This window comes from Pseudomonas sp. PAMC25584, assembly GCF_058135675.1.
The window spans coordinates 1,963,587-1,981,189 of the sequence record NZ_CM176870.1 but is presented as its reverse complement, the minus strand read 5'-3'; the positions used below and the strand labels follow the sequence as shown (position 1 = coordinate 1,981,189).

Below are 17,603 nucleotides of genomic sequence, written 5' to 3'. Positions count from 1 at the left end.
GCCCGCTCCCACATTCGACCGCATAACGCGGTTAAATGTGGAAGTGGGCTTGCTCACGATGAGGCCAGGACAGACGCTAGAGACTTAGCCCTTGAACACTTCATCCAACAAGTTATGCATCGACTGGAACGCCCGCGCAGCGGTCTTCGCGTCGTACATCATCATGCCTGGCACATTGGCATGCGGGTCGGTGAAGGAATGCACCGCACCGCCATAGCTCAGCAGCTGCCAATCCACAACGGCCGCGTTCATCTCATCTTCGAACGCCGGCAGTTGCTCTTTCGGCACCAGCGGGTCGGAGGCGCCATGCAACACCAACACTGAACCCTTGATGTTCTTCGCATCCGCCGGGTTTGGCGTGTCGAGGCTGCCGTGGAACGAAACCGCCGCCTTCAACGGTGCGCCGGTGCGCGCCAGCTCCAGCGAGCAGCAACCGCCAAAGCAGAAACCGAAGGTGGCCAATTTGGACGTGTCCACCGCAGCTTCGGTCTGGCCTTGCAGTTGCTCAAAGGCCGCCTGCATGCGCGTGTTCAACAAGGGACGGTCGTTCTTCAACGGCATCATTGCCGCAGCGGCTTCATCGTTATTCGACGGGCGCACGGTTTGCCCGTACAGGTCGGCGATCAGTACCACGTAGCCTTTACTGGCGACGCTCTTGGCGATCTCTTCGGCACCTGCACTCACCCCCATCCAGTTCGGCGCCATCAGCAGGCCCGGTAGCGGGCCGGTTTGGCTGGCATCGAAGGCCAGGCGGCTTTCATAGGACTGGCCATCAATCTGATAGACCACGGAACGCACAGTGACTTGGCTCATCATTTACTCCAGTTAAGGTGCACAAGAACGAAAAAACCCGCCGAAGCGGGTTTTTCTACAACGGGTTTAAACTGACAGTTCAACCAACAGCTTGTTCAGTCGGCGCACATAGGCGGCCGGGTCTTTCAAGCTGTCACCAGCGGCCAGGGCCGCCTGATCGAAGAGGATGTGCGACAGGTCGCCAAAACGCTCTTCGCTCTGTTCGCCGTCGAGTTTCTCGATCAGCGGGTGAGCCGGGTTGAATTCGAAGATCGGCTTGGAGTCCGGCACCTTCTGCCCGCTGGCTTCGAGGATCTGACGCATCTGCATGCCCAGGTCCTGCTCGCCAATGGCCAGGATCGCCGGGGAGTCGGTCAGACGGTGGGAAACCCGCACTTCGCTGACGGCATCGCCCAGGGACGCCTTGATCCGCTCAACCAGGCCTTCCTTAGACTTGGCCACTTCTTCAGCGGCTTTTTTGTCTTCTTCGGAATCCAGGTTGCCCAGGTCCAAGTCACCACGAGCCACGTCGACGAAGGTCTTGCCGTCGAATTCGCTGAGGTAGCTCATCAGCCACTCATCGATACGGTCAGTCAGCAGCAGCACTTCGATGCCTTTCTTGCGGAAGACTTCCAGGTGCGGGCTGTTCTTGACCTGAGCGTAGGTTTCGCCGGTCAGGTAGTAGATCTTATCCTGACCTTCCTTGGCGCGTGCCAGGTACTCGGCCAGGGACACCACCTGCTCGCCGTCTTCGCCCAGGGTGGACGCAAAGCGCAGCAGGCCAGCGATTTTTTCCTTGTTGGCGAAATCTTCAGCCGGGCCTTCTTTCATGACCTGGCCGAAGTTTTTCCAGAAGCCTTTGTATTGCTCAGGCTCGTTCTTCGCCAGTTTTTCCAGCATGTCGAGAACGCGCTTGGTCAGCGCCGACTTCATGGAGTCGATGATCGGGTCTTTCTGCAGGATTTCCCGCGATACGTTCAGCGACAGGTCGTTGGAGTCGACCACGCCTTTGATAAAGCGCAGGTACAGCGGCAGGAACGATTCCGCCTGGTCCATCACGAACACGCGCTGCACGTAGAGCTTCAGACCCTTTGGCGCTTCGCGCTGGTACAGGTCGAACGGAGCGCGGGCCGGTACGTAGAGCAGCGAGCTGTATTCCAGCTTGCCTTCGACCTTGTTGTGGCTCCAGCTCAGCGGGTTTTCGTAATCGTGCCCGATGTGCTTGTAGAACTCCTGGTATTCCTCGTCCTTGATCTCGGTACGCGGACGGGTCCACAGGGCGCTGGCACGGTTGACGGTTTCCCACTCAACGGCCGGCGCTTCTTCGCCTTCGGCGGCTGCTTGCTCTTTCGGCAGCTCGATCGGCAGGGCGATATGGTCGGAGTACTTCTTGATGATATTGCGCAGGCGCCAGCCATCGGCGAATTCATCTTCAGCGGCCTTGAGGTGCAGCACGATACGCGTACCACGATCAGCCTTTTCGACGGTGGCAATTTCAAACTCGCCCTCGCCTTTCGAAGACCAATGCACACCTTCACTGGCAGCGAGGCCCGCGCGGCGGCTGAACACTTCAACCTTGTCGGCGACGATGAAGGCCGAGTAGAAGCCCACACCGAACTGGCCAATCAGGTGCGAATCTTTCTTCTGGTCACCCGAAAGGTGCTTCATGAAGTCGGCGGTGCCGGATTTAGCGATGGTCCCCAGGTGGGTGATCGCATCGTCACGGCTCATGCCGATACCGTTGTCTTCGAGGGTAACGGTCTTGGCGTCTTTGTCGAAGCTCACGCGGATTTTGAGTTCTGCGCCGCCTTCCAGCAACTCCGGCTTGGACAGGGCTTCGAAGCGTAATTTGTCGACAGCGTCAGAGGCGTTCGAGATCAATTCGCGAAGGAAAATTTCCTTGTTGGAATACAGCGAATGGATCATGAGGTGCAGCAGTTGCTTCACCTCGGTCTGGAAGCCCAGGGTTTCCTTTTGAGTTTCCACACTCATGGTCATCAAACTCCAATTGGATGGCAGTGGCCGCGCCCGAGAGGGTTGGCGGCGGGTTGTCATCAAAGTTGGGGGCTAAGACCAGAATTTCAAGGGCGGGGCACTTCCTCGATCTTGAAATGCGCGCGGGCGGTGGCAATGGGTTCGGCCGCAGTGGTTTGCCAGGCGGTGATCGCCACATTTGCCACCCGTCGACCTTGGCGCCAGACCTGGCATTTGGCGTATGTGTCGCGAAACTGGCCGGCACGCAGGTAATCGAGAGAAAAGTCGATGATTTTCGGCAAGCCCGGAGCGCCGGTGAACACCAGCAGGTGCAACGCGGCGCAGAGTTCCATAAAGCCTGCAATCACGCCGCCGTGCAGCGCCGGCAATATCGGGTTACCAATGTTGTCCTTGTTGGCCGGCAGGCGGAACAGCAGCTCATCGCCTATCCGCGTGCATTCGATGCCGATCAGCTTGGCATAGGGGATCAGGTCGAGCAGCGCCTCATAGTTGCCGCACTCATGGGCCTGCTCCAGACGCGTCTTGAATGAGTGAGTCATGCCTGCTCTCCCTTGATCGTGCTGCCCAACCCTTGCGTGCCCTTGAGGCGCTTGCCCATGCGCATGAACGTGCCCACCGCGTGAGCGACGGGTTGTTGCGGGTCGTCCTGGTAAGCGAAACCACGGGTAAAAATCACGTCGCTGGTCACGCGGTAACACTGGGCGAAGCCATATACCGGCTTGTGCGGTTCGGCGGGATGCATGTAGTCGATGCGCAGGTCCAGGGTCGGGCACACCTCGAACTCCGGCAACACACATAGGGTGGCCATGCCGCAGGCGGTGTCCATCAATGAAGTCAACGCGCCACCATGGATGACACCCGTCTGGGGGTCGCCAACGATCGTCGGGCCGTAGGGCAGGACCAGGGTGATCCCCTCCTCGCAGGCGTGATGAACGGTAATGCCCAGCACCTGGCAATGGCGCAGAGCCGAAATAAAGCGTTTGGCACGCTCCAACAAGGAATTTTCGGTCATTCGGTTCAGACTCTTATGAGTGTGGGTCCGGCGGAGTATGGACCGTCGGGGAAAGTTCCTTGGAAAAATGCTTTATATATCTGTGGGATAAAAGGAACTAATGCTGGCCCCATATGCTCGAAAGGCCAGTAGATATCTTCACTAAGGAGAAACACCCATGCGCAAGACTTTAGCTATTTCCATGATGTTGGCCGCCGCCCTCGGTCTGGCTGCCTGCGATAAAAAATCCGAAGACAAAGCCCAAGATGCTGCCGCGCATTCTGAGCAAGCTCAGAAAGATATGGCGAAAGCACAAGATAAAGTGAACGACGCTGCGAAAGAAAACGCCGATGCTGCCAAAGCTCAGGCCGAATCGAACAAAGCCGCAACACAAGAAGCAGCACCGGCTACCCCAGCAACCGGTTCTTGATACCGGGGCTTGAAATAGCTTGGCTGCAAAAAGAAAGCCCGCTTAGATAGCGGGCTTTACTTTGCCTGAGGTATTTAGCCCTTGGGCGAGGCGCGATAAGTCGGACAAAACCCGCAGCGTTCTATACCAGCGGTTCTTTCGCCAGGTCCGGCAGCGGCGTGTCGGTCTGCGTATACACCATCACTTGCAGTACGTCGGAATGAAACTCCCGGCGATACAGCACCAATACCACCCCGGCACTCATCAACATGAACAGCCAGGGGCTGACAAACCACGCCAGCATGGTCATGCCGAAGTAATAAGCGCGCAGGCCAAAGTTGAACTGGTTGGCCGCCATCGAAATGACCCGCGCCGCCCGCAGGGCAAACGCCTTGCGCTCCTGCTCCGACACGTGCCGCTCACCGATCATCGGCGCCGACCCCACCAGCACGGCCGCGAAGTTGTACTGGCGCATGCACCAACTGAACGTGAAGAACGCGTAGACAAACGCCAGCGCCAGGCATAGCAGCTTGATCTCCGACATGCCCTGGGACGCCTGCTGCACCATGGGGATGTCCGCCAACAACGACACGGCTCGCTCGGACGCCCCCAGCACCGTGAGAATGCCGGCAAGGATGATCAAGGTGCTCGAAGCGAAGAACGAGGCGTTACGCTCCAGGTTGCCGATCACGCTGGCGTCGGCGATGCGGTTGTCGCGCAGCAGCATGCGACGCATCCAGTCTTCGCGATACAGGTGCAGCACACTGGCCAGGCAGGCGGTGTCGCGGGCTTTCCAGGTCGCGTAACGGGTGTAGCCGCCCCAACAGATAACAAACCAGAGTGCGGCAAGCAGGTGGATCAGGTTGGCTTCGATAAACGGCATGCGGGTCCTTATACACAGTAGAGGGAAACTGTGGGAGCTGGCTGGAGCTTTTCGTTACCCCTTCGACGTTAGCCCACTGGAAAAGACACTGCCCGTCACGCAAAAAAATGCCCCATATCGATTGATACGGGGCATTTCGGTACAACGTGAAGCGTGCGTTACGCGATGGCTTCGCTGCGCTTGCCGAGCATCCGGTCCACCACCACAGCAACCACCAGGATCATCACCGATGGCACCAGCCACGCCAGGCCCTGCTCGCTCAACGGCAGGTTAGCCAATTGCGACGGCATCCAACCCGCCAGCCCGGCGCCCTTGAGCGCATCGATGCAGCCAAAGATGAACGAAACCAGCATCACCGGGCCAACGATACGGCTTTGCTCCTGCCAGAAGTCTTTGCAGAAGCTCAAAGCCACCAGCACGATGCACGGCGGGTAGATTGCGGTGAGCACCGGGATCGAGAACGCGATCAGCTTGGTCAGGCCCAGGTTGGACACGAACAGCGAGAACAGCGCCAGGATCACCACCAGGGTCTTGTAGGACAGCGGCAGGATTCGGCTGAAGTATTCGGCGCAGGCACAGGTCAGGCCGACGGCGGTGACCAGGCAGGCCAGGGAGATCAGCACAGCCAGGAAACCGCTGCCCAGAGAGCCAAAGGTGTGTTGCACGTAGGCATGCAGAACAGCGGCGCCATTGGCGGCACCGGCAGCGACTTCATGGCTGCCCGCCCCAAGGCGGAACAGGCTGATGTACACCAGCGCCAAGCCGACGCCGGCGATCAACCCGGCAATGATCGCGTAACGGGTGATCAGCTTAGGCGATTCGACCCCACGGGAACGGATCGCGTTGACGATCACGATGCCGAACACCAGCGCGCCCAGGGTATCCATGGTCAGGTAACCATTGATAAAGCCTTGGGAGAACGGCGCAGCCACGTATTCCGGGGTGGCAACCCCCACTTCACCGGCCGGCAAGGCAAACGCGGCGATGCCGAGGATGGACAGCGCGAGAATTTTCAGCGGTGCCAGGAAACGGCCCACGGTGTCCAGCAGGCGGCCGGGGTACAGGGAGACGAAAAACACCACCAGAAAGTACACAGCGCTGTAGAGGAACAGGGCCAGCGGGCTTTCGCCGGTCAACGGCGCCAGGCCCACTTCAAAGGACACGGTCGCGGTACGCGGGGTGGCGAACAGCGGCCCTACCGCCAGATACGCGGCCGCCGCCAGCACGCCACCGGCGATCTTGCCGATCGGGCTGCTCAACGCATCCATACCGCCGCCGACCTTGGCCAGGGCGATTACCGTGACCACCGGTAGCCCGACTGCGGTGATCAGGAAACCCAACGCCGCCATCCAGACATGGGGCCCGGACTGCAAACCAACGATCGGCGGGAAGATGATGTTGCCGGCGCCCACGAACAGGGCAAAGGTCATAAAGCCCAACGCCAGGATGTCCTGGCTTTTCAACACTTTCATTTGAGGAAATACCACACTACTGAATCGGAATTTAGAGAGGGCTTCCCTATGGATGAGGGAAATGCTGTCGGCCCTTATGGGCACCAACCGGCCTAGCGCGCGGCTTCCTTTTGGGATGCGGGCGCTTTAAAGAGGCGGCAAGGGTACAGAATTTGGCCGATAAACGCACTGTTGCAGGGCGGACCGTCCGATAAGCGACATCCGAATGTCGTGTTTTCATACTTAATTTGGCAATACAGATAAAAAATGTGGGAGGGGGCTTGCTCCCGATAGCGGAGTGAAGTCACTGCTGATGTGACTGAACCGCTATCGGGAGCAAGCCCCTCCCACATGGAACCGAGTACATTTCAATAAATGGGCCGCCCAGAATGCACAAAGGCCACCCGAAGGTGGCCTTTGCCTGGTGAAGCGTCAGTTAAGCGCGAGGCTTACTTGACAGCCCAACCGGTCAGCTCGGACAGAGCCTTGCCGATGTCTGCCAGCGAACGCACGGTTTTCACGCCTGCGTCTTCCAGGGCAGCAAACTTCTCGTCTGCAGTGCCCTTGCCGCCAGAAATGATTGCGCCAGCATGGCCCATGCGCTTGCCAGCAGGGGCAGTCACACCAGCAATGTAGGAAACAACCGGCTTGGTCACGTGTGCCTTGATGTAGGCAGCCGCTTCTTCTTCAGCCGACCCGCCGATCTCACCGATCATGACGATCGCTTCGGTCTTCGGGTCTTCCTGGAACAACTTCAGGATGTCGATGAAGTTCGAGCCTGGGATCGGGTCACCGCCGATGCCGACGCAAGTCGACTGACCGAAACCGGCGTCAGTGGTCTGCTTCACAGCTTCGTAGGTCAGGGTGCCGGAACGGGAAACGATACCGACTTTACCTGGCAAGTGAATGTGACCGGGCATGATGCCGATCTTGCATTCGCCTGGAGTGATCACGCCTGGGCAGTTAGGGCCGATCAGGACCACGCCCAGCTCGTCGCACTTGACCTTGGCGTCCAGCATATCCAGGGTAGGAATGCCTTCGGTGATGCACACGATCAGCTTGATGCCGCCGAATGCCGCTTCCAGGATCGAGTCCTTGCAGAAAGGAGCTGGAACGTAGATCACGCTGGCGGTGGCGCCAGTGGCAGCGACTGCGTCTTTAACGGTGTTGAACACGGGCAGGCCCAGGTGCTCGGTGCCGCCTTTGCCCGGAGTTACACCACCCACCATCTTGGTGCCGTATTCGATGGCTTGCTGGGTGTGGAAACTACCTTGCGAACCGGTAATACCCTGGCAGATAACTTTGGTGTCTTTATTGATCAGGACGCTCATTATTTGCCCTCCGCAGCTTTAACAACTTGTTGAGCAGCGTCGGTCAGGCTGGTAGCCGCGATGATGTTCAAACCGCTTTCTGCCAGTACTTTAGCGCCCAGTTCAGCGTTGTTACCTTCAAGGCGAACAACCACCGGGATTTTCACGCCGACTTCTTTCACTGCACCGATGATGCCTTCGGCAATCATGTCGCAACGAACGATGCCGCCGAAGATGTTGACCAGTACTGCAGCGACGTTGGAGTCGGACAGGATGATCTTGAAGGCTTCGGTTACGCGTTCTTTGGTAGCACCACCGCCCACGTCGAGGAAGTTGGCTGGTTTGCCGCCATGCAGATTGACGATGTCCATGGTACCCATGGCCAGGCCAGCACCGTTGACCATGCAGCCGATGTTACCTTCCAGGGCTACGTAGTTCAGTTCGAACTTGGCAGCGTGCGCTTCGCGCGGATCGTCTTGCGACGGATCGTGGAAAGTCTTCAGCTTAGGCTGACGGTACATGGCGTTGGCGTCGATGTTGATCTTGGCGTCGAGGCAATGCAGATCGCCGTCAGCCTTGATCACCAGCGGGTTCACTTCCAGCAGGGCCAGATCGTGATCCTGGAACAGTTTGGCCAGACCTACGAAGATCTTGGCAAACTGGGCAACTTGCTTGCCTTCCAGGCCCAGCTGGAAAGCCAGCTCGCGCCCCTGGAATGGCTGAGCGCCAACCAGTGGGTCGATGGTGGCTTTGAGAATTTTTTCTGGAGTGTCGTGAGCGATCTTCTCGATGTCCACGCCACCTTCGGTGGAAGCCATGAACACGATGCGACGGCTCGAACGGTCAACGACAGCGCCCAGGTACAGCTCTTTAGCGATATCAGTGCACGATTCAACCAGGATCTTGGTGACTGGCTGGCCATTGGCATCAGTCTGGTAAGTCACCAGACGCTTGCCCAGCCACTGTTGTGCGAAGGCCTTGGCGTCTTCTTTGCTGCGAACCAGCTTAACGCCGCCCGCTTTACCGCGACCACCTGCGTGAACCTGGGCTTTTACAACCCATTCGGTCCCGCCGATTTTATCGCAAGCTTCTGCTGCTGCTTCCGGGGTGTCTACTGCGTAGCCCTGGGATACTGGCAGGCCGTATTCAGCGAACAGCTGCTTACCCTGATACTCGTGAAGATTCATGCTTTTTACCGTCTTCGTTAGGTACTGCGCATTCGGCGCTGCGCTCATTATGAGTGCCGCGCCACCTGTGACTGCTGCTTACGCAACTTGCCGGACTTAAGCCCGGTCAAGCTGCGCAAGACTGCGTCCAGCGGACATTCCGCGGTGAGTCTTGCGCACAAGGCTCACGACGGGCAGCCGCCGTGGTTTCTTATTATCTCGTTTTAGCGCTTCTTCTTGTTCGCGATGTGAATGGCATGACCATTCACTGCCAGCGCGGCTTCGTGCAACGCTTCGGACAGGGTCGGATGGGAGAAAACCATCATGCCGATGTCCTCGGCACTGGTGCCGAATTCCATACCGATTGCGCCCTGCTGGACCAGTTCTGCAGCGCCTGGGCCAATCACATGGACGCCCAATACGCGGTCAGTCTTGGCATCAGCGATGACTTTGACAAAACCACCGGTGTCGTTGGCTGCCATGGCACGGCCAGAAGCAGCGAACGGGAAGGTGCCGACGTTAACTTCAACGCCTTCAGCTTTCAACTGCTGTTCGTTCTTGCCAACCCATGCAATTTCCGGGTGGGTGTAGATAACCGATGGTACCAGGTCGTAGTTCATCTGGGTTTTGTGGCCCTTGATGCGCTCGACAACCATGATGCCTTCTTCGGAAGCCTTGTGCGCCAGCATCATGCCGCGAACCACGTCGCCAATGGCGTAGACGCCTGGAACGGTGGTAGCGCAGTGATCGTCAACGTGGATGAAACCACGCTCGTCGATGTTCACGCCGCAGTCGGAAGCCAGCAGGTCGGTGGTCACTGGGCGGCGACCAACGGCTACGATCAACTTGTCGAAAGTAATGGTCTGCTCGCCATCCTTGTCAGTGTAGGTCACGACGACTTCTTCGCCGTTAACCTTCGAGCCGGTCACGCGAGCGCCCAGCTTGATGTCCAGACCTTGTTTAGTCAGGGTTTTCAGCGCTTCTTTGGACACTGCGGTGTCAGCAGCCAGCAGGAACGTATCCAGGGCTTCGAGAACAGTGACTTGGGAACCCAGACGGGACCAGACCGAACCCAGTTCCAGGCCGATCACGCCAGCGCCGATCACGCCCAGACGCTTAGGAACTGCCTGGAATTCCAGGGCGCCGGTCGAATCAACGATCACGTTCTGATCAACAGGTGCTGGTGGAATGTCGATTGGACGCGAACCTGGGGCCAGGATCACGTTTTCGGCTTCGATGATTTCTACCGAACCGTCCGGCTTGGTGATTTCAACTTTCTTGCCGGCCAGCAGTTTGCCGTGACCTTGCAGGGAAGTTACGCCGTTGGCCTTGAACAGGGTCGCAACGCCGGAGGTGAGGCCTTTAACGATGTTGGCTTTACGGCCGACCATCGCGGGTACGTCCATGGTCACGCCAGCGTGGTTGATGCCGTGGATGGCAAAACCGCTTTGCGCTTCGTGGAATTTCCAGGAGCTGTCCAGCAGCGCCTTGGAAGGAATGCAACCAACGTTCAGGCAAGTACCGCCCAGTGCCAGTTTGCCTTCCTTGTCGGTGTATTTTTCGATGCAAGCAGTCGAGAGGCCCAGTTGTGCAGCCTTGATGGCGGCAACATAGCCGCCAGGACCTGCACCAATCACTACAACGTCAAATTTCTGCGACATGAAAATAGTTCCTCTATTTAGCAGCAAGCTTTCAAGCCGCAAGCCCCAAGCCCGACTGCCGTTTCCGGCAGCCTGTCACTTGAGGCCGGCAGCTGCTTCTATCAGATATCCAGCAGCAGACGAGCTGGGTCTTCCAGCAGGTTCTTGATGGTCACCAGGAAAGTCACGGCTTCTTTACCATCGATCAGGCGGTGATCGTAAGACAGCGCCAGGTACATCATTGGGCGGATCACGACTTGGCCGTTGATGGCCATCGGACGCTGGATGATGTTGTGCATGCCCAGGATCGCGGCTTGCGGCGGGTTGACGATCGGGGTCGACATCATCGAACCGAAGGTACCACCGTTGGTGATGGTGAAGGTACCGCCGGTCATCTCGTCGATGGTCAGCTTGCCGTCACGGGCTTTCTTGCCGAAGCCGGCGATGCCGCCTTCGATTTCAGCCAGGCTCATCAGCTCGGCGTTACGCAGAACCGGAACCACCAGGCCACGGTCGCTGGACACGGCAACGCCGACGTCTGCGTAGCCATGGTAAACGATGTCGCTACCGTCGATGGAAGCGTTGACTGCCGGGAAGCGTTTCAGCGCTTCGGTGGCCGCTTTCACGAAGAACGACATGAAGCCCAGGCGCACGCCGTTGTGGCTCTTCTCGAACAGATCCTTGTACTTCGAACGCAGGGCCATGACTTCGGTCATGTCGACTTCGTTGAAGGTGGTCAGCATCGCCATGTTCGACTGGGCTTCAACCAGGCGCTTGGCCACGGTGGCACGCACGCGGGTCATCGGAACGCGCTTCTCGGTGCGGTCGCCAGCGGCGAACACAGGAGCAGCGGCAGCAGGCGCTGCTGCCTTGGCAGGTGCAGCTGCTGGAGCGTTTTTCTTGGCTTCAACTGCAGCAACCACGTCTTCCTTGGTCACACGGCCGTCTTTGCCGGTGCCTTTGATGGAAGCCAGGTTAATGCCGTTTTCTTCGGCCAATTGACGAGCAGCCGGTGCGGCGATTGGATCTTCGCCACCAGCAGCCGGAGCAGCAGCTGGAGCAGAAGCAGCAGCCGGTGCGGCGGCTGGAGCAGCAGCAGCGCTGCCCGCTTCGATCGAGCCCAGTACCTGGTTGGACAGGACGGTATCGCCTTCATTGGCGATGATCGCGCCCAGCACGCCGTCAGCTTCGGCCAACACTTCCAGAACGACTTTGTCGGTCTCGATGTCGACGATCAGTTCGTCACGTTTTACAGCCTCGCCGGGTTTCTTGTGCCAAGTGGCAATGGTGCCATCGGCAACCGATTCCGGGAATGTCGGGGCTTTGATTTCAATAGCCATTATCTATGGGTCCTTAAAATTCGGTTTCAGTCAGCGCGAAGGCGTTAAACAGTGAAAGCATCTTGCAGGAGTTTTTCCTGCTGCTCGGCGTGCATCGATGCATAGCCACATGCAGGTGCGGCAGAAGCATCGCGGCCGGCGTACTCCAGGCCCAAGCCCTTGATGTGGTTACCCATGCTGCGACGCAGATGATGCTGGCTGCTGTACCACGCGCCCTGGTTCATCGGTTCTTCCTGACACCACACTACATGAGTGAGGTTGGTGTAAGGCGCGATGATCTCCATGAGGTCATCTTCCGGGAACGGGTAAAGCTGCTCGATACGCACGATGGCGATGTCTTCGCGGCCTTCGGCACGGCGTTTTTCCAGCAGATCGTAGTAGACCTTGCCGCTGCACAGGACCAGGCGAGTGACCTTGGCCGCATCCAGTGCATCGATTTCTGGAATCACGGTCTGGAACGAACCGTCAGCCAGATCTTCCAGGGTCGAGATGGCCAATTTATGACGCAGCAGCGATTTCGGCGTCAGCACTACCAGCGGCTTGCGCAGCGGGCGAATGACCTGACGACGCAGCAAGTGGTAGATCTGGGCCGGGGTAGTCGGCACGCATACCTGGATGTTGTGCTCGGCGCACAGTTGCAGGTAACGCTCCAGACGGGCCGAAGAGTGCTCCGGACCCTGACCTTCATAACCGTGTGGCAGCAGCATGGTCAGACCGCACAGACGGCCCCACTTGTGCTCACCGCTGGTGATGAACTGGTCAATAACCACCTGGGCACCGTTGGCGAAGTCGCCGAACTGGGCTTCCCAGATCACCAGCGCCTGAGGCGTGGTGGTCGAGTAACCGTATTCGAACGCCAGCACGGCTTCTTCGGACAGGAACGAATCGTACAGGTCGAAACGTGGCTGACCTTCGTACAGGTGTTGCAACGGGATGTAGGTACCCGCGTCTTTCTGGTTGTGCAGAACCGCGTGACGGTGCGAGAACGTACCACGGCCGATGTCCTGGCCGGTCATGCGGATCGGGTGACCTTCGAACGCCAGGGTCGCGTACGCCATGGTTTCAGCGTAACCCCAGTTGATCGGCAGGCCGCCGGCTTGCATTTTTTGACGGTCTTCGTAGATCTTCGCAACCTGGCGCTGTACGACGAAGCCATCCGGAATTTCCAGCAGCTTGGCAGACAGTTCCTGCAGGGTCTTCAGATCGAAAGACGTATCGTGACGTGCAGTCCAGGCGTGGCCCAGGTACGGACGCCAGTCGACGAACAGCTCTTTGTTCGGCTCTTTAACCAGGCTTTTTACAACATGCAAACCATTGTCCAGAGCGTTGCGGTATTCGTCGACTTTCGCCTGAACACGCACTTCGTCAACCACACCGGCCTTGGTCAAGCTTTCGGCGTACAGCTCACGGGTAGTGCGCTGCTTGGTGATCTGCTGGTACATCAACGGCTGGGTGCCGCTTGGTTCGTCCGCTTCGTTGTGACCGCGACGGCGGTAGCAAACCAGGTCGATCACCACGTCACGCTTGAACTGCATGCGGTAGTCGACCGCCAGTTGGGTCACGAACAGCACGGCTTCCGGATCATCACCATTCACATGGAGGATCGGTGCCTGGATCATCTTGGCAACGTCGGTGGCGTACTCGGTGGAACGCGCGTCCAACGGGTTGCTGATGGTGAAGCCCACCTGGTTGTTGATGACGATGTGAACGGTACCGCCAGTCTTGAAGCCGCGGGTCTGCGACATCTGGAAGGTTTCCAGAACCACGCCTTGACCGGCAAATGCCGCGTCGCCGTGGATGGAAATCGGCAGAACCTTCTCACCAGTGGTGTCGTTACGACGATCCTGGCGAGCCCGCACCGAACCCTCGACCACTGGAGAAACGATTTCCAGGTGGGATGGGTTGAAGGCCATGGCCAGGTGAACTTCACCGCCGGTGGTCATCACGTTGGACGAGAAGCCCTGGTGGTATTTAACGTCACCGGAACCCAGCTCGACCTTTTTCTTGCCTTCGAACTCGTCGAACAACTCGCGCGGGTTCTTGCCGAAGGTGTTGACCAGCACGTTGAGACGGCCACGGTGGGCCATGCCGATCACGATTTCCTTGGTGCCGTAGGAGCCGGAACGCTGGATCAGCTCATCGAGCATCGGAATCAGGCTCTCGCCGCCTTCCAGGCCGAAACGCTTGGTACCCGGGTATTTGGTGCCCAGGTATTTTTCCAGGCCTTCGGCTGCGGTCACGCGCTCAAGCAGGTGGCTGCGCACATCGGCGGACATAACCGGACGGCCACGCACGCCTTCCAGGCGATGCTGGAACCAGTGACGCTGTTCGGAGTCGGTGATGTGCGTGAACTCAGCGCCAATGGTGCGGCAATATGTCTGCTGCAACGCTTCGTGAATTTCACGTAGGCTCGCTTCCTCTTTGCCGATGAACAGGTCGCCGGCACGGAAGATCGTATCAAGATCGGCATTGGTCAAGCCGTAATGATTGATCGACAGGTCTGCAGGTGCAGGACGCTTCCAGAGCCCCAGCGGATCGAGCTGGGCCGCCTGGTGGCCACGCATACGGTAGGCCTGGATCAGTCGCAATACTTCAACTTGCTTCTTCTCATGCTCACTGCTCACGCTTCCGGCAGAAACCGGTTGGGCGCGGCGCTGGTTCTTTGCCAGCAGCACGAACTGATCGCGAATTGTTGCGTGCGATACATCGGTGGCAGCGTTGCCGTCTGAAGACAACGTCTGAAATTTGGTGCGCCATTCTTCTGGCACAGCGTTAGGGTCGTGCAGGTAGAGCTCATAAAGCTCTTCCACATAGGCAGCGTTACCACCTGAAAGATAGCCGCTGTTCCACATGCGCTGCATCACGCTTTCTTGCATGCTTGGTCACCCTCGATTTGGGGACACCACCGGCGGCGACACCGAGTTTGCTTGCAAAAGGCCCAGTGCAGCGACCAAAACAAGCCACTTAGGATCACGCTGATAGTTCGGGTACCAACCCGAATGCCCCTGCTTGTCTCATTTCTTCAAAATAAGAGCCGCGGCTTTGTAAGTCGCTGCTCAAGTTAAGACTACGGCGCCGGTTGAAGCCTGCGCCGTAGCATTTACGGGCACAACGGTCCTGCTTTGCTACAACGTCAATTACACGCCGCTTTGCAGCAGCATATTACGGATGTGACCAATGGCCTTAGTCGGGTTCAGGCCTTTGGGACATACGTTGACGCAGTTCATGATCCCGCGGCAGCGGAATACGCTGAACGGGTCATCCAGTGAAGCCAGGCGCTCGGACGTATAGGTGTCACGGCTGTCTGCCAGGAAGCGATACGCTTGCAGCAGAGCGGCTGGACCCAGGAACTTGTCCGGGTTCCACCAGAAGGACGGGCAGGAAGTCGAGCAGCAAGCGCACAGGATGCACTCGTACAGACCGTCGAGCTTTTCGCGTTCTTCCGGGGACTGCAGACGTTCGATGGCCGGAGCCGGCGTGTCGTTCTGCAGGAATGGCTTAACCTTCTCGTATTGCTTGTAGAAGATGCTCATATCGACGACCAGGTCACGGATAACCGGCAACCCTGGCAGAGGACGAACGATCAGCTTATTGCCCTTAACCACGGCGGACAGTGGCGTGATGCACGCCAGGCCGTTTTTGCCGTTGATGTTCATGCCGTCGGAACCGCACACACCTTCACGGCAAGAGCGACGATAGGAGAAACCTTCGTCCTGCTCTTTGATCAGGGCCAGCACATCCAGCACCATCAAGTCTTTACCACCGGTATCGACCTGAAAATCCTGCATGAACGGCGCAGCGTCCCGATCAGGGTTGTAGCGATACACACTGACTTTCAACATGGCAGCCACCCTTAGTAAGTCCGAATTTTCGGTTCAAACATCGGAACCGTCTTCGGCGAGAAGTTAACGGCACGCTTGGTTACGCGCTTGTCACCCGGGAAGTACAGGGTGTGGCACAACCAGTTTTCGTCATCGCGATCTTCAAAGTCTTCACGAGCGTGAGCACCACGGGATTCTTTACGAACCTCGGCGGCGATCGCAGTCGCTTCAGCCACTTCCAACAGGTTTTGCAGTTCAAGGGCTTCGATACGAGCGGTGTTGAACGCCTGGCTCTTATCGTTGATCTTGACGTTGGCGATGCGCGTGCGCAGGTCGGCCAACTGGGCGATACCCTTCTGCATGTATTCGCCGGTACGGAATACACCGAAGTAGTTCTGCATGCAGCTTTGCAGCTCGCGACGCAGGGTAGCCACGTCTTCGCCATCGGTACGCTCGTTCAGAGCGTTCAGACGGGCCAGGGCGGTTTCGATGTTGGCGTCAGTGGCGTCATCGTATTCGATGCCGTCGGTCAGCGCCTTCTCGAGGTGCAGGCCGGCAGCGCGGCCGAATACCACCAGGTCGAGCAGCGAGTTGCCGCCCAGACGGTTGGCGCCGTGTACCGATACGCAAGCCACTTCGCCTACTGCGAAGAGACCATGAATGATCTCGTCCACACCTTCGGCGTTCTGGGTGATCGCCTGACCATGAATGTTGGTCGGCACGCCGCCCATCATGTAGTGGCAAGTCGGAACAACCGGAACCGGAGCAACCACCGGGTCAACGTGAGCAAAGGTCTTGGACAGCTCGCAGATACCTGGCAGGCGGCTGTGCAGCACTTCCTCGCCGAGGTGATCGAGCTTCAGCATTACGTGGTCGCCATTCGGGCCACAGCCGTTGCCGGCGATGATTTCCTTGACCATGGAGCGAGCAACAACGTCACGACCAGCAAGGTCTTTCGCGTTCGGAGCATAACGCTCCATGAAACGCTCACCGTGCTTGTTGATCAGATAGCCACCTTCACCACGGCAACCTTCGGTGACGAGTACACCGGCACCGGCGATACCGGTTGGGTGGAACTGCCACATTTCAATGTCCTGCACCGGCACGCCAGCACGCAGCGCCATGCCAACGCCGTCACCGGTGTTGATCAGGGCGTTGGTGGTCGATGCGTAGATACGACCTGCACCGCCAGTCGCCAGAACAGTAGCCTTGGCGCGGATGTAGGTGGTTTCACCGGTTTCGATGCAGATAGCGATCACGCCGACGAATGCGCCGTCCTGGTTTTTCACCAGGTCAACCGCGTAGTACTCGTTCAGGAACGTGGTGCCAGCTTTCAGGTTGCCCTGATAAAGGGTGTGCAGCAGCGCGTGACCGGTACGGTCGGAAGCAGCGCAGGTACGGGCAGCCTGGCCACCTTTACCGTAATCCTTCGACTGACCGCCGAATGGACGCTGGTAGATACGACCTTGCTCGGTACGCGAGAACGGCAGCCCCATGTGGTCCAGCTCGAACACGGCGGCCGGGCCTTCCTGACACATGTATTCGATAGCGTCCTGGTCACCGATATAGTCGGAACCCTTGACGGTATCGTACATGTGCCAGCGCCAGTCATCGTTCGGGTCGGCGGAGGCGATGGCGCAGGTGATGCCACCCTGAGCCGATACGGTGTGGGAACGCGTCGGGAACACCTTGGTGATCACGGCAGTCTTGTGACCGCCCTGAGCCAGTTGCAGCGCTGCGCGCATGCCGGCGCCGCCGCCACCAATGATGATAGCGTCGAAGGAAATAGTTGGAATGTTAGCCAT

The 17,603-nt window shown here is 58.3% G+C and carries 14 protein-coding genes; 1 reads left to right on the top strand and 13 read right to left on the bottom strand.

The features are described 5' to 3' along the window. Positions 1-84: 84 nt before the first annotated feature. The 4 genes from ACS5Q8_RS09230 to ACS5Q8_RS09215 form a co-directional block, all read right to left on the bottom strand. Positions 85-813, bottom strand: a complete 729-nt coding sequence (locus ACS5Q8_RS09230) for a dienelactone hydrolase family protein (protein ID WP_276197241.1) — start codon at positions 811-813, stop codon at positions 85-87. A gap of 66 nt (positions 814-879) precedes the next feature. Beyond that, on the bottom strand, positions 880-2,784 hold the full coding sequence (gene htpG / locus ACS5Q8_RS09225) for a molecular chaperone HtpG (protein ID WP_276197240.1): 1,905 nt from the start codon (positions 2,782-2,784) through the stop codon (positions 880-882). Positions 2,785-2,873: 89 nt separating this feature from the next. After that, positions 2,874-3,326 (bottom strand): PaaI family thioesterase, encoded by a 453-nt coding sequence (locus ACS5Q8_RS09220; protein WP_276197239.1) that lies wholly within the window; start codon positions 3,324-3,326, stop codon positions 2,874-2,876. Next, positions 3,323-3,799, bottom strand: a complete 477-nt coding sequence (locus ACS5Q8_RS09215) for a PaaI family thioesterase (protein WP_276197238.1) — start codon at positions 3,797-3,799, stop codon at positions 3,323-3,325. The genes ACS5Q8_RS09220 and ACS5Q8_RS09215 overlap by 4 nt, the downstream gene beginning before the upstream one ends. Positions 3,800-3,956: 157 nt before the next feature. On the opposite strand from ACS5Q8_RS09215, the gene ACS5Q8_RS09210 reads away from it, so the two are divergent. Then, positions 3,957-4,208 (top strand): hypothetical protein, encoded by a 252-nt coding sequence (locus ACS5Q8_RS09210; RefSeq protein ID WP_247396461.1) that lies wholly within the window; start codon positions 3,957-3,959, stop codon positions 4,206-4,208. Between the two features lie 121 nt (positions 4,209-4,329). Here ACS5Q8_RS09210 and ACS5Q8_RS09205 read toward each other — a convergent pair whose 3' ends face one another. The 9 genes from ACS5Q8_RS09205 to sdhA all read right to left on the bottom strand — a co-directional run bounded on the left by ACS5Q8_RS09205 (position 4,330) and on the right by sdhA (position 17,603). Further along, positions 4,330-5,070 (bottom strand): DUF599 domain-containing protein, encoded by a 741-nt coding sequence (locus ACS5Q8_RS09205; protein ID WP_276197237.1) that lies wholly within the window; start codon positions 5,068-5,070, stop codon positions 4,330-4,332. A 158-nt stretch (positions 5,071-5,228) separates the two neighbouring features. Further along, a complete protein-coding gene (brnQ, locus tag ACS5Q8_RS09200) occupies positions 5,229-6,542 on the bottom strand; it encodes a branched-chain amino acid transport system II carrier protein (RefSeq protein WP_276197236.1) in 1,314 nt (437 codons plus the stop codon). Positions 6,543-6,970: 428 nt separating this feature from the next. Beyond that, positions 6,971-7,852, bottom strand: coding sequence for a succinate--CoA ligase subunit alpha (sucD, locus tag ACS5Q8_RS09195; RefSeq protein ID WP_003210566.1), 882 nt, complete (start codon positions 7,850-7,852; stop codon positions 6,971-6,973). Next, a complete protein-coding gene (gene sucC / locus ACS5Q8_RS09190) occupies positions 7,852-9,018 on the bottom strand; it encodes an ADP-forming succinate--CoA ligase subunit beta (RefSeq protein WP_017846770.1) in 1,167 nt (388 codons plus the stop codon). Before sucC ends, sucD begins: the two co-directional genes overlap by 1 nt. Before the next feature lie 203 nt (positions 9,019-9,221). After that, positions 9,222-10,658 carry a dihydrolipoyl dehydrogenase gene (gene lpdA, locus ACS5Q8_RS09185; protein ID WP_276197235.1) on the bottom strand — a complete coding sequence of 479 codons (1,437 nt, stop codon included), beginning with the start codon at positions 10,656-10,658 and terminating at the stop codon, positions 9,222-9,224. 101 nt (positions 10,659-10,759) lie between these two features. After that, positions 10,760-11,977, bottom strand: coding sequence for a 2-oxoglutarate dehydrogenase complex dihydrolipoyllysine-residue succinyltransferase (gene odhB, locus ACS5Q8_RS09180; RefSeq protein WP_276197234.1), 1,218 nt, complete (start codon positions 11,975-11,977; stop codon positions 10,760-10,762). Between the two features lie 44 nt (positions 11,978-12,021). Further along, positions 12,022-14,853 carry a 2-oxoglutarate dehydrogenase E1 component gene (locus ACS5Q8_RS09175; RefSeq protein ID WP_276197233.1) on the bottom strand — a complete coding sequence of 944 codons (2,832 nt, stop codon included), beginning with the start codon at positions 14,851-14,853 and terminating at the stop codon, positions 12,022-12,024. Positions 14,854-15,114: 261 nt separating this feature from the next. Continuing rightward, positions 15,115-15,819, bottom strand: a complete 705-nt coding sequence (locus tag ACS5Q8_RS09170) for a succinate dehydrogenase iron-sulfur subunit (protein ID WP_276197232.1) — start codon at positions 15,817-15,819, stop codon at positions 15,115-15,117. An 11-nt stretch (positions 15,820-15,830) separates the two neighbouring features. Beyond that, positions 15,831-17,603, bottom strand: a complete 1,773-nt coding sequence (sdhA, locus tag ACS5Q8_RS09165; RefSeq protein WP_276197231.1) for a succinate dehydrogenase flavoprotein subunit — start codon at positions 17,601-17,603, stop codon at positions 15,831-15,833.

What these genes read in the sequence shown, in the direction of transcription:
- ACS5Q8_RS09230 (WP_276197241.1), bottom strand. Translation starts at nt 813, where the DNA reads ATGAGCCAAGTCACTGTGCGTTCCGTGGTCTATCAGATTGATGGCCAG.
- ACS5Q8_RS09215 (WP_276197238.1), bottom strand. Translation starts at nt 3,799, where the DNA reads ATGACCGAAAATTCCTTGTTGGAGCGTGCCAAACGCTTTATTTCGGCT.
- ACS5Q8_RS09170 (WP_276197232.1), bottom strand. Translation starts at nt 15,819, where the DNA reads ATGTTGAAAGTCAGTGTGTATCGCTACAACCCTGATCGGGACGCTGCG.
- sucD (WP_003210566.1), bottom strand. Translation starts at nt 7,852, where the DNA reads ATGAGCGTCCTGATCAATAAAGACACCAAAGTTATCTGCCAGGGTATT.
- sdhA (WP_276197231.1), bottom strand. Translation starts at nt 17,603, where the DNA reads ATGGCTAACATTCCAACTATTTCCTTCGACGCTATCATCATTGGTGGC.
- brnQ (WP_276197236.1), bottom strand. Translation starts at nt 6,542, where the DNA reads ATGAAAGTGTTGAAAAGCCAGGACATCCTGGCGTTGGGCTTTATGACC.
- sucC (WP_017846770.1), bottom strand. Translation starts at nt 9,018, where the DNA reads ATGAATCTTCACGAGTATCAGGGTAAGCAGCTGTTCGCTGAATACGGC.
- htpG (WP_276197240.1), bottom strand. Translation starts at nt 2,784, where the DNA reads ATGAGTGTGGAAACTCAAAAGGAAACCCTGGGCTTCCAGACCGAGGTG.
- lpdA (WP_276197235.1), bottom strand. Translation starts at nt 10,658, where the DNA reads ATGTCGCAGAAATTTGACGTTGTAGTGATTGGTGCAGGTCCTGGCGGC.
- ACS5Q8_RS09205 (WP_276197237.1), bottom strand. Translation starts at nt 5,070, where the DNA reads ATGCCGTTTATCGAAGCCAACCTGATCCACCTGCTTGCCGCACTCTGG.
- ACS5Q8_RS09210 (WP_247396461.1), top strand. Translation starts at nt 3,957, where the DNA reads ATGCGCAAGACTTTAGCTATTTCCATGATGTTGGCCGCCGCCCTCGGT.
- ACS5Q8_RS09220 (WP_276197239.1), bottom strand. Translation starts at nt 3,326, where the DNA reads ATGACTCACTCATTCAAGACGCGTCTGGAGCAGGCCCATGAGTGCGGC.
- ACS5Q8_RS09175 (WP_276197233.1), bottom strand. Translation starts at nt 14,853, where the DNA reads ATGCAAGAAAGCGTGATGCAGCGCATGTGGAACAGCGGCTATCTTTCA.
- odhB (WP_276197234.1), bottom strand. Translation starts at nt 11,977, where the DNA reads ATGGCTATTGAAATCAAAGCCCCGACATTCCCGGAATCGGTTGCCGAT.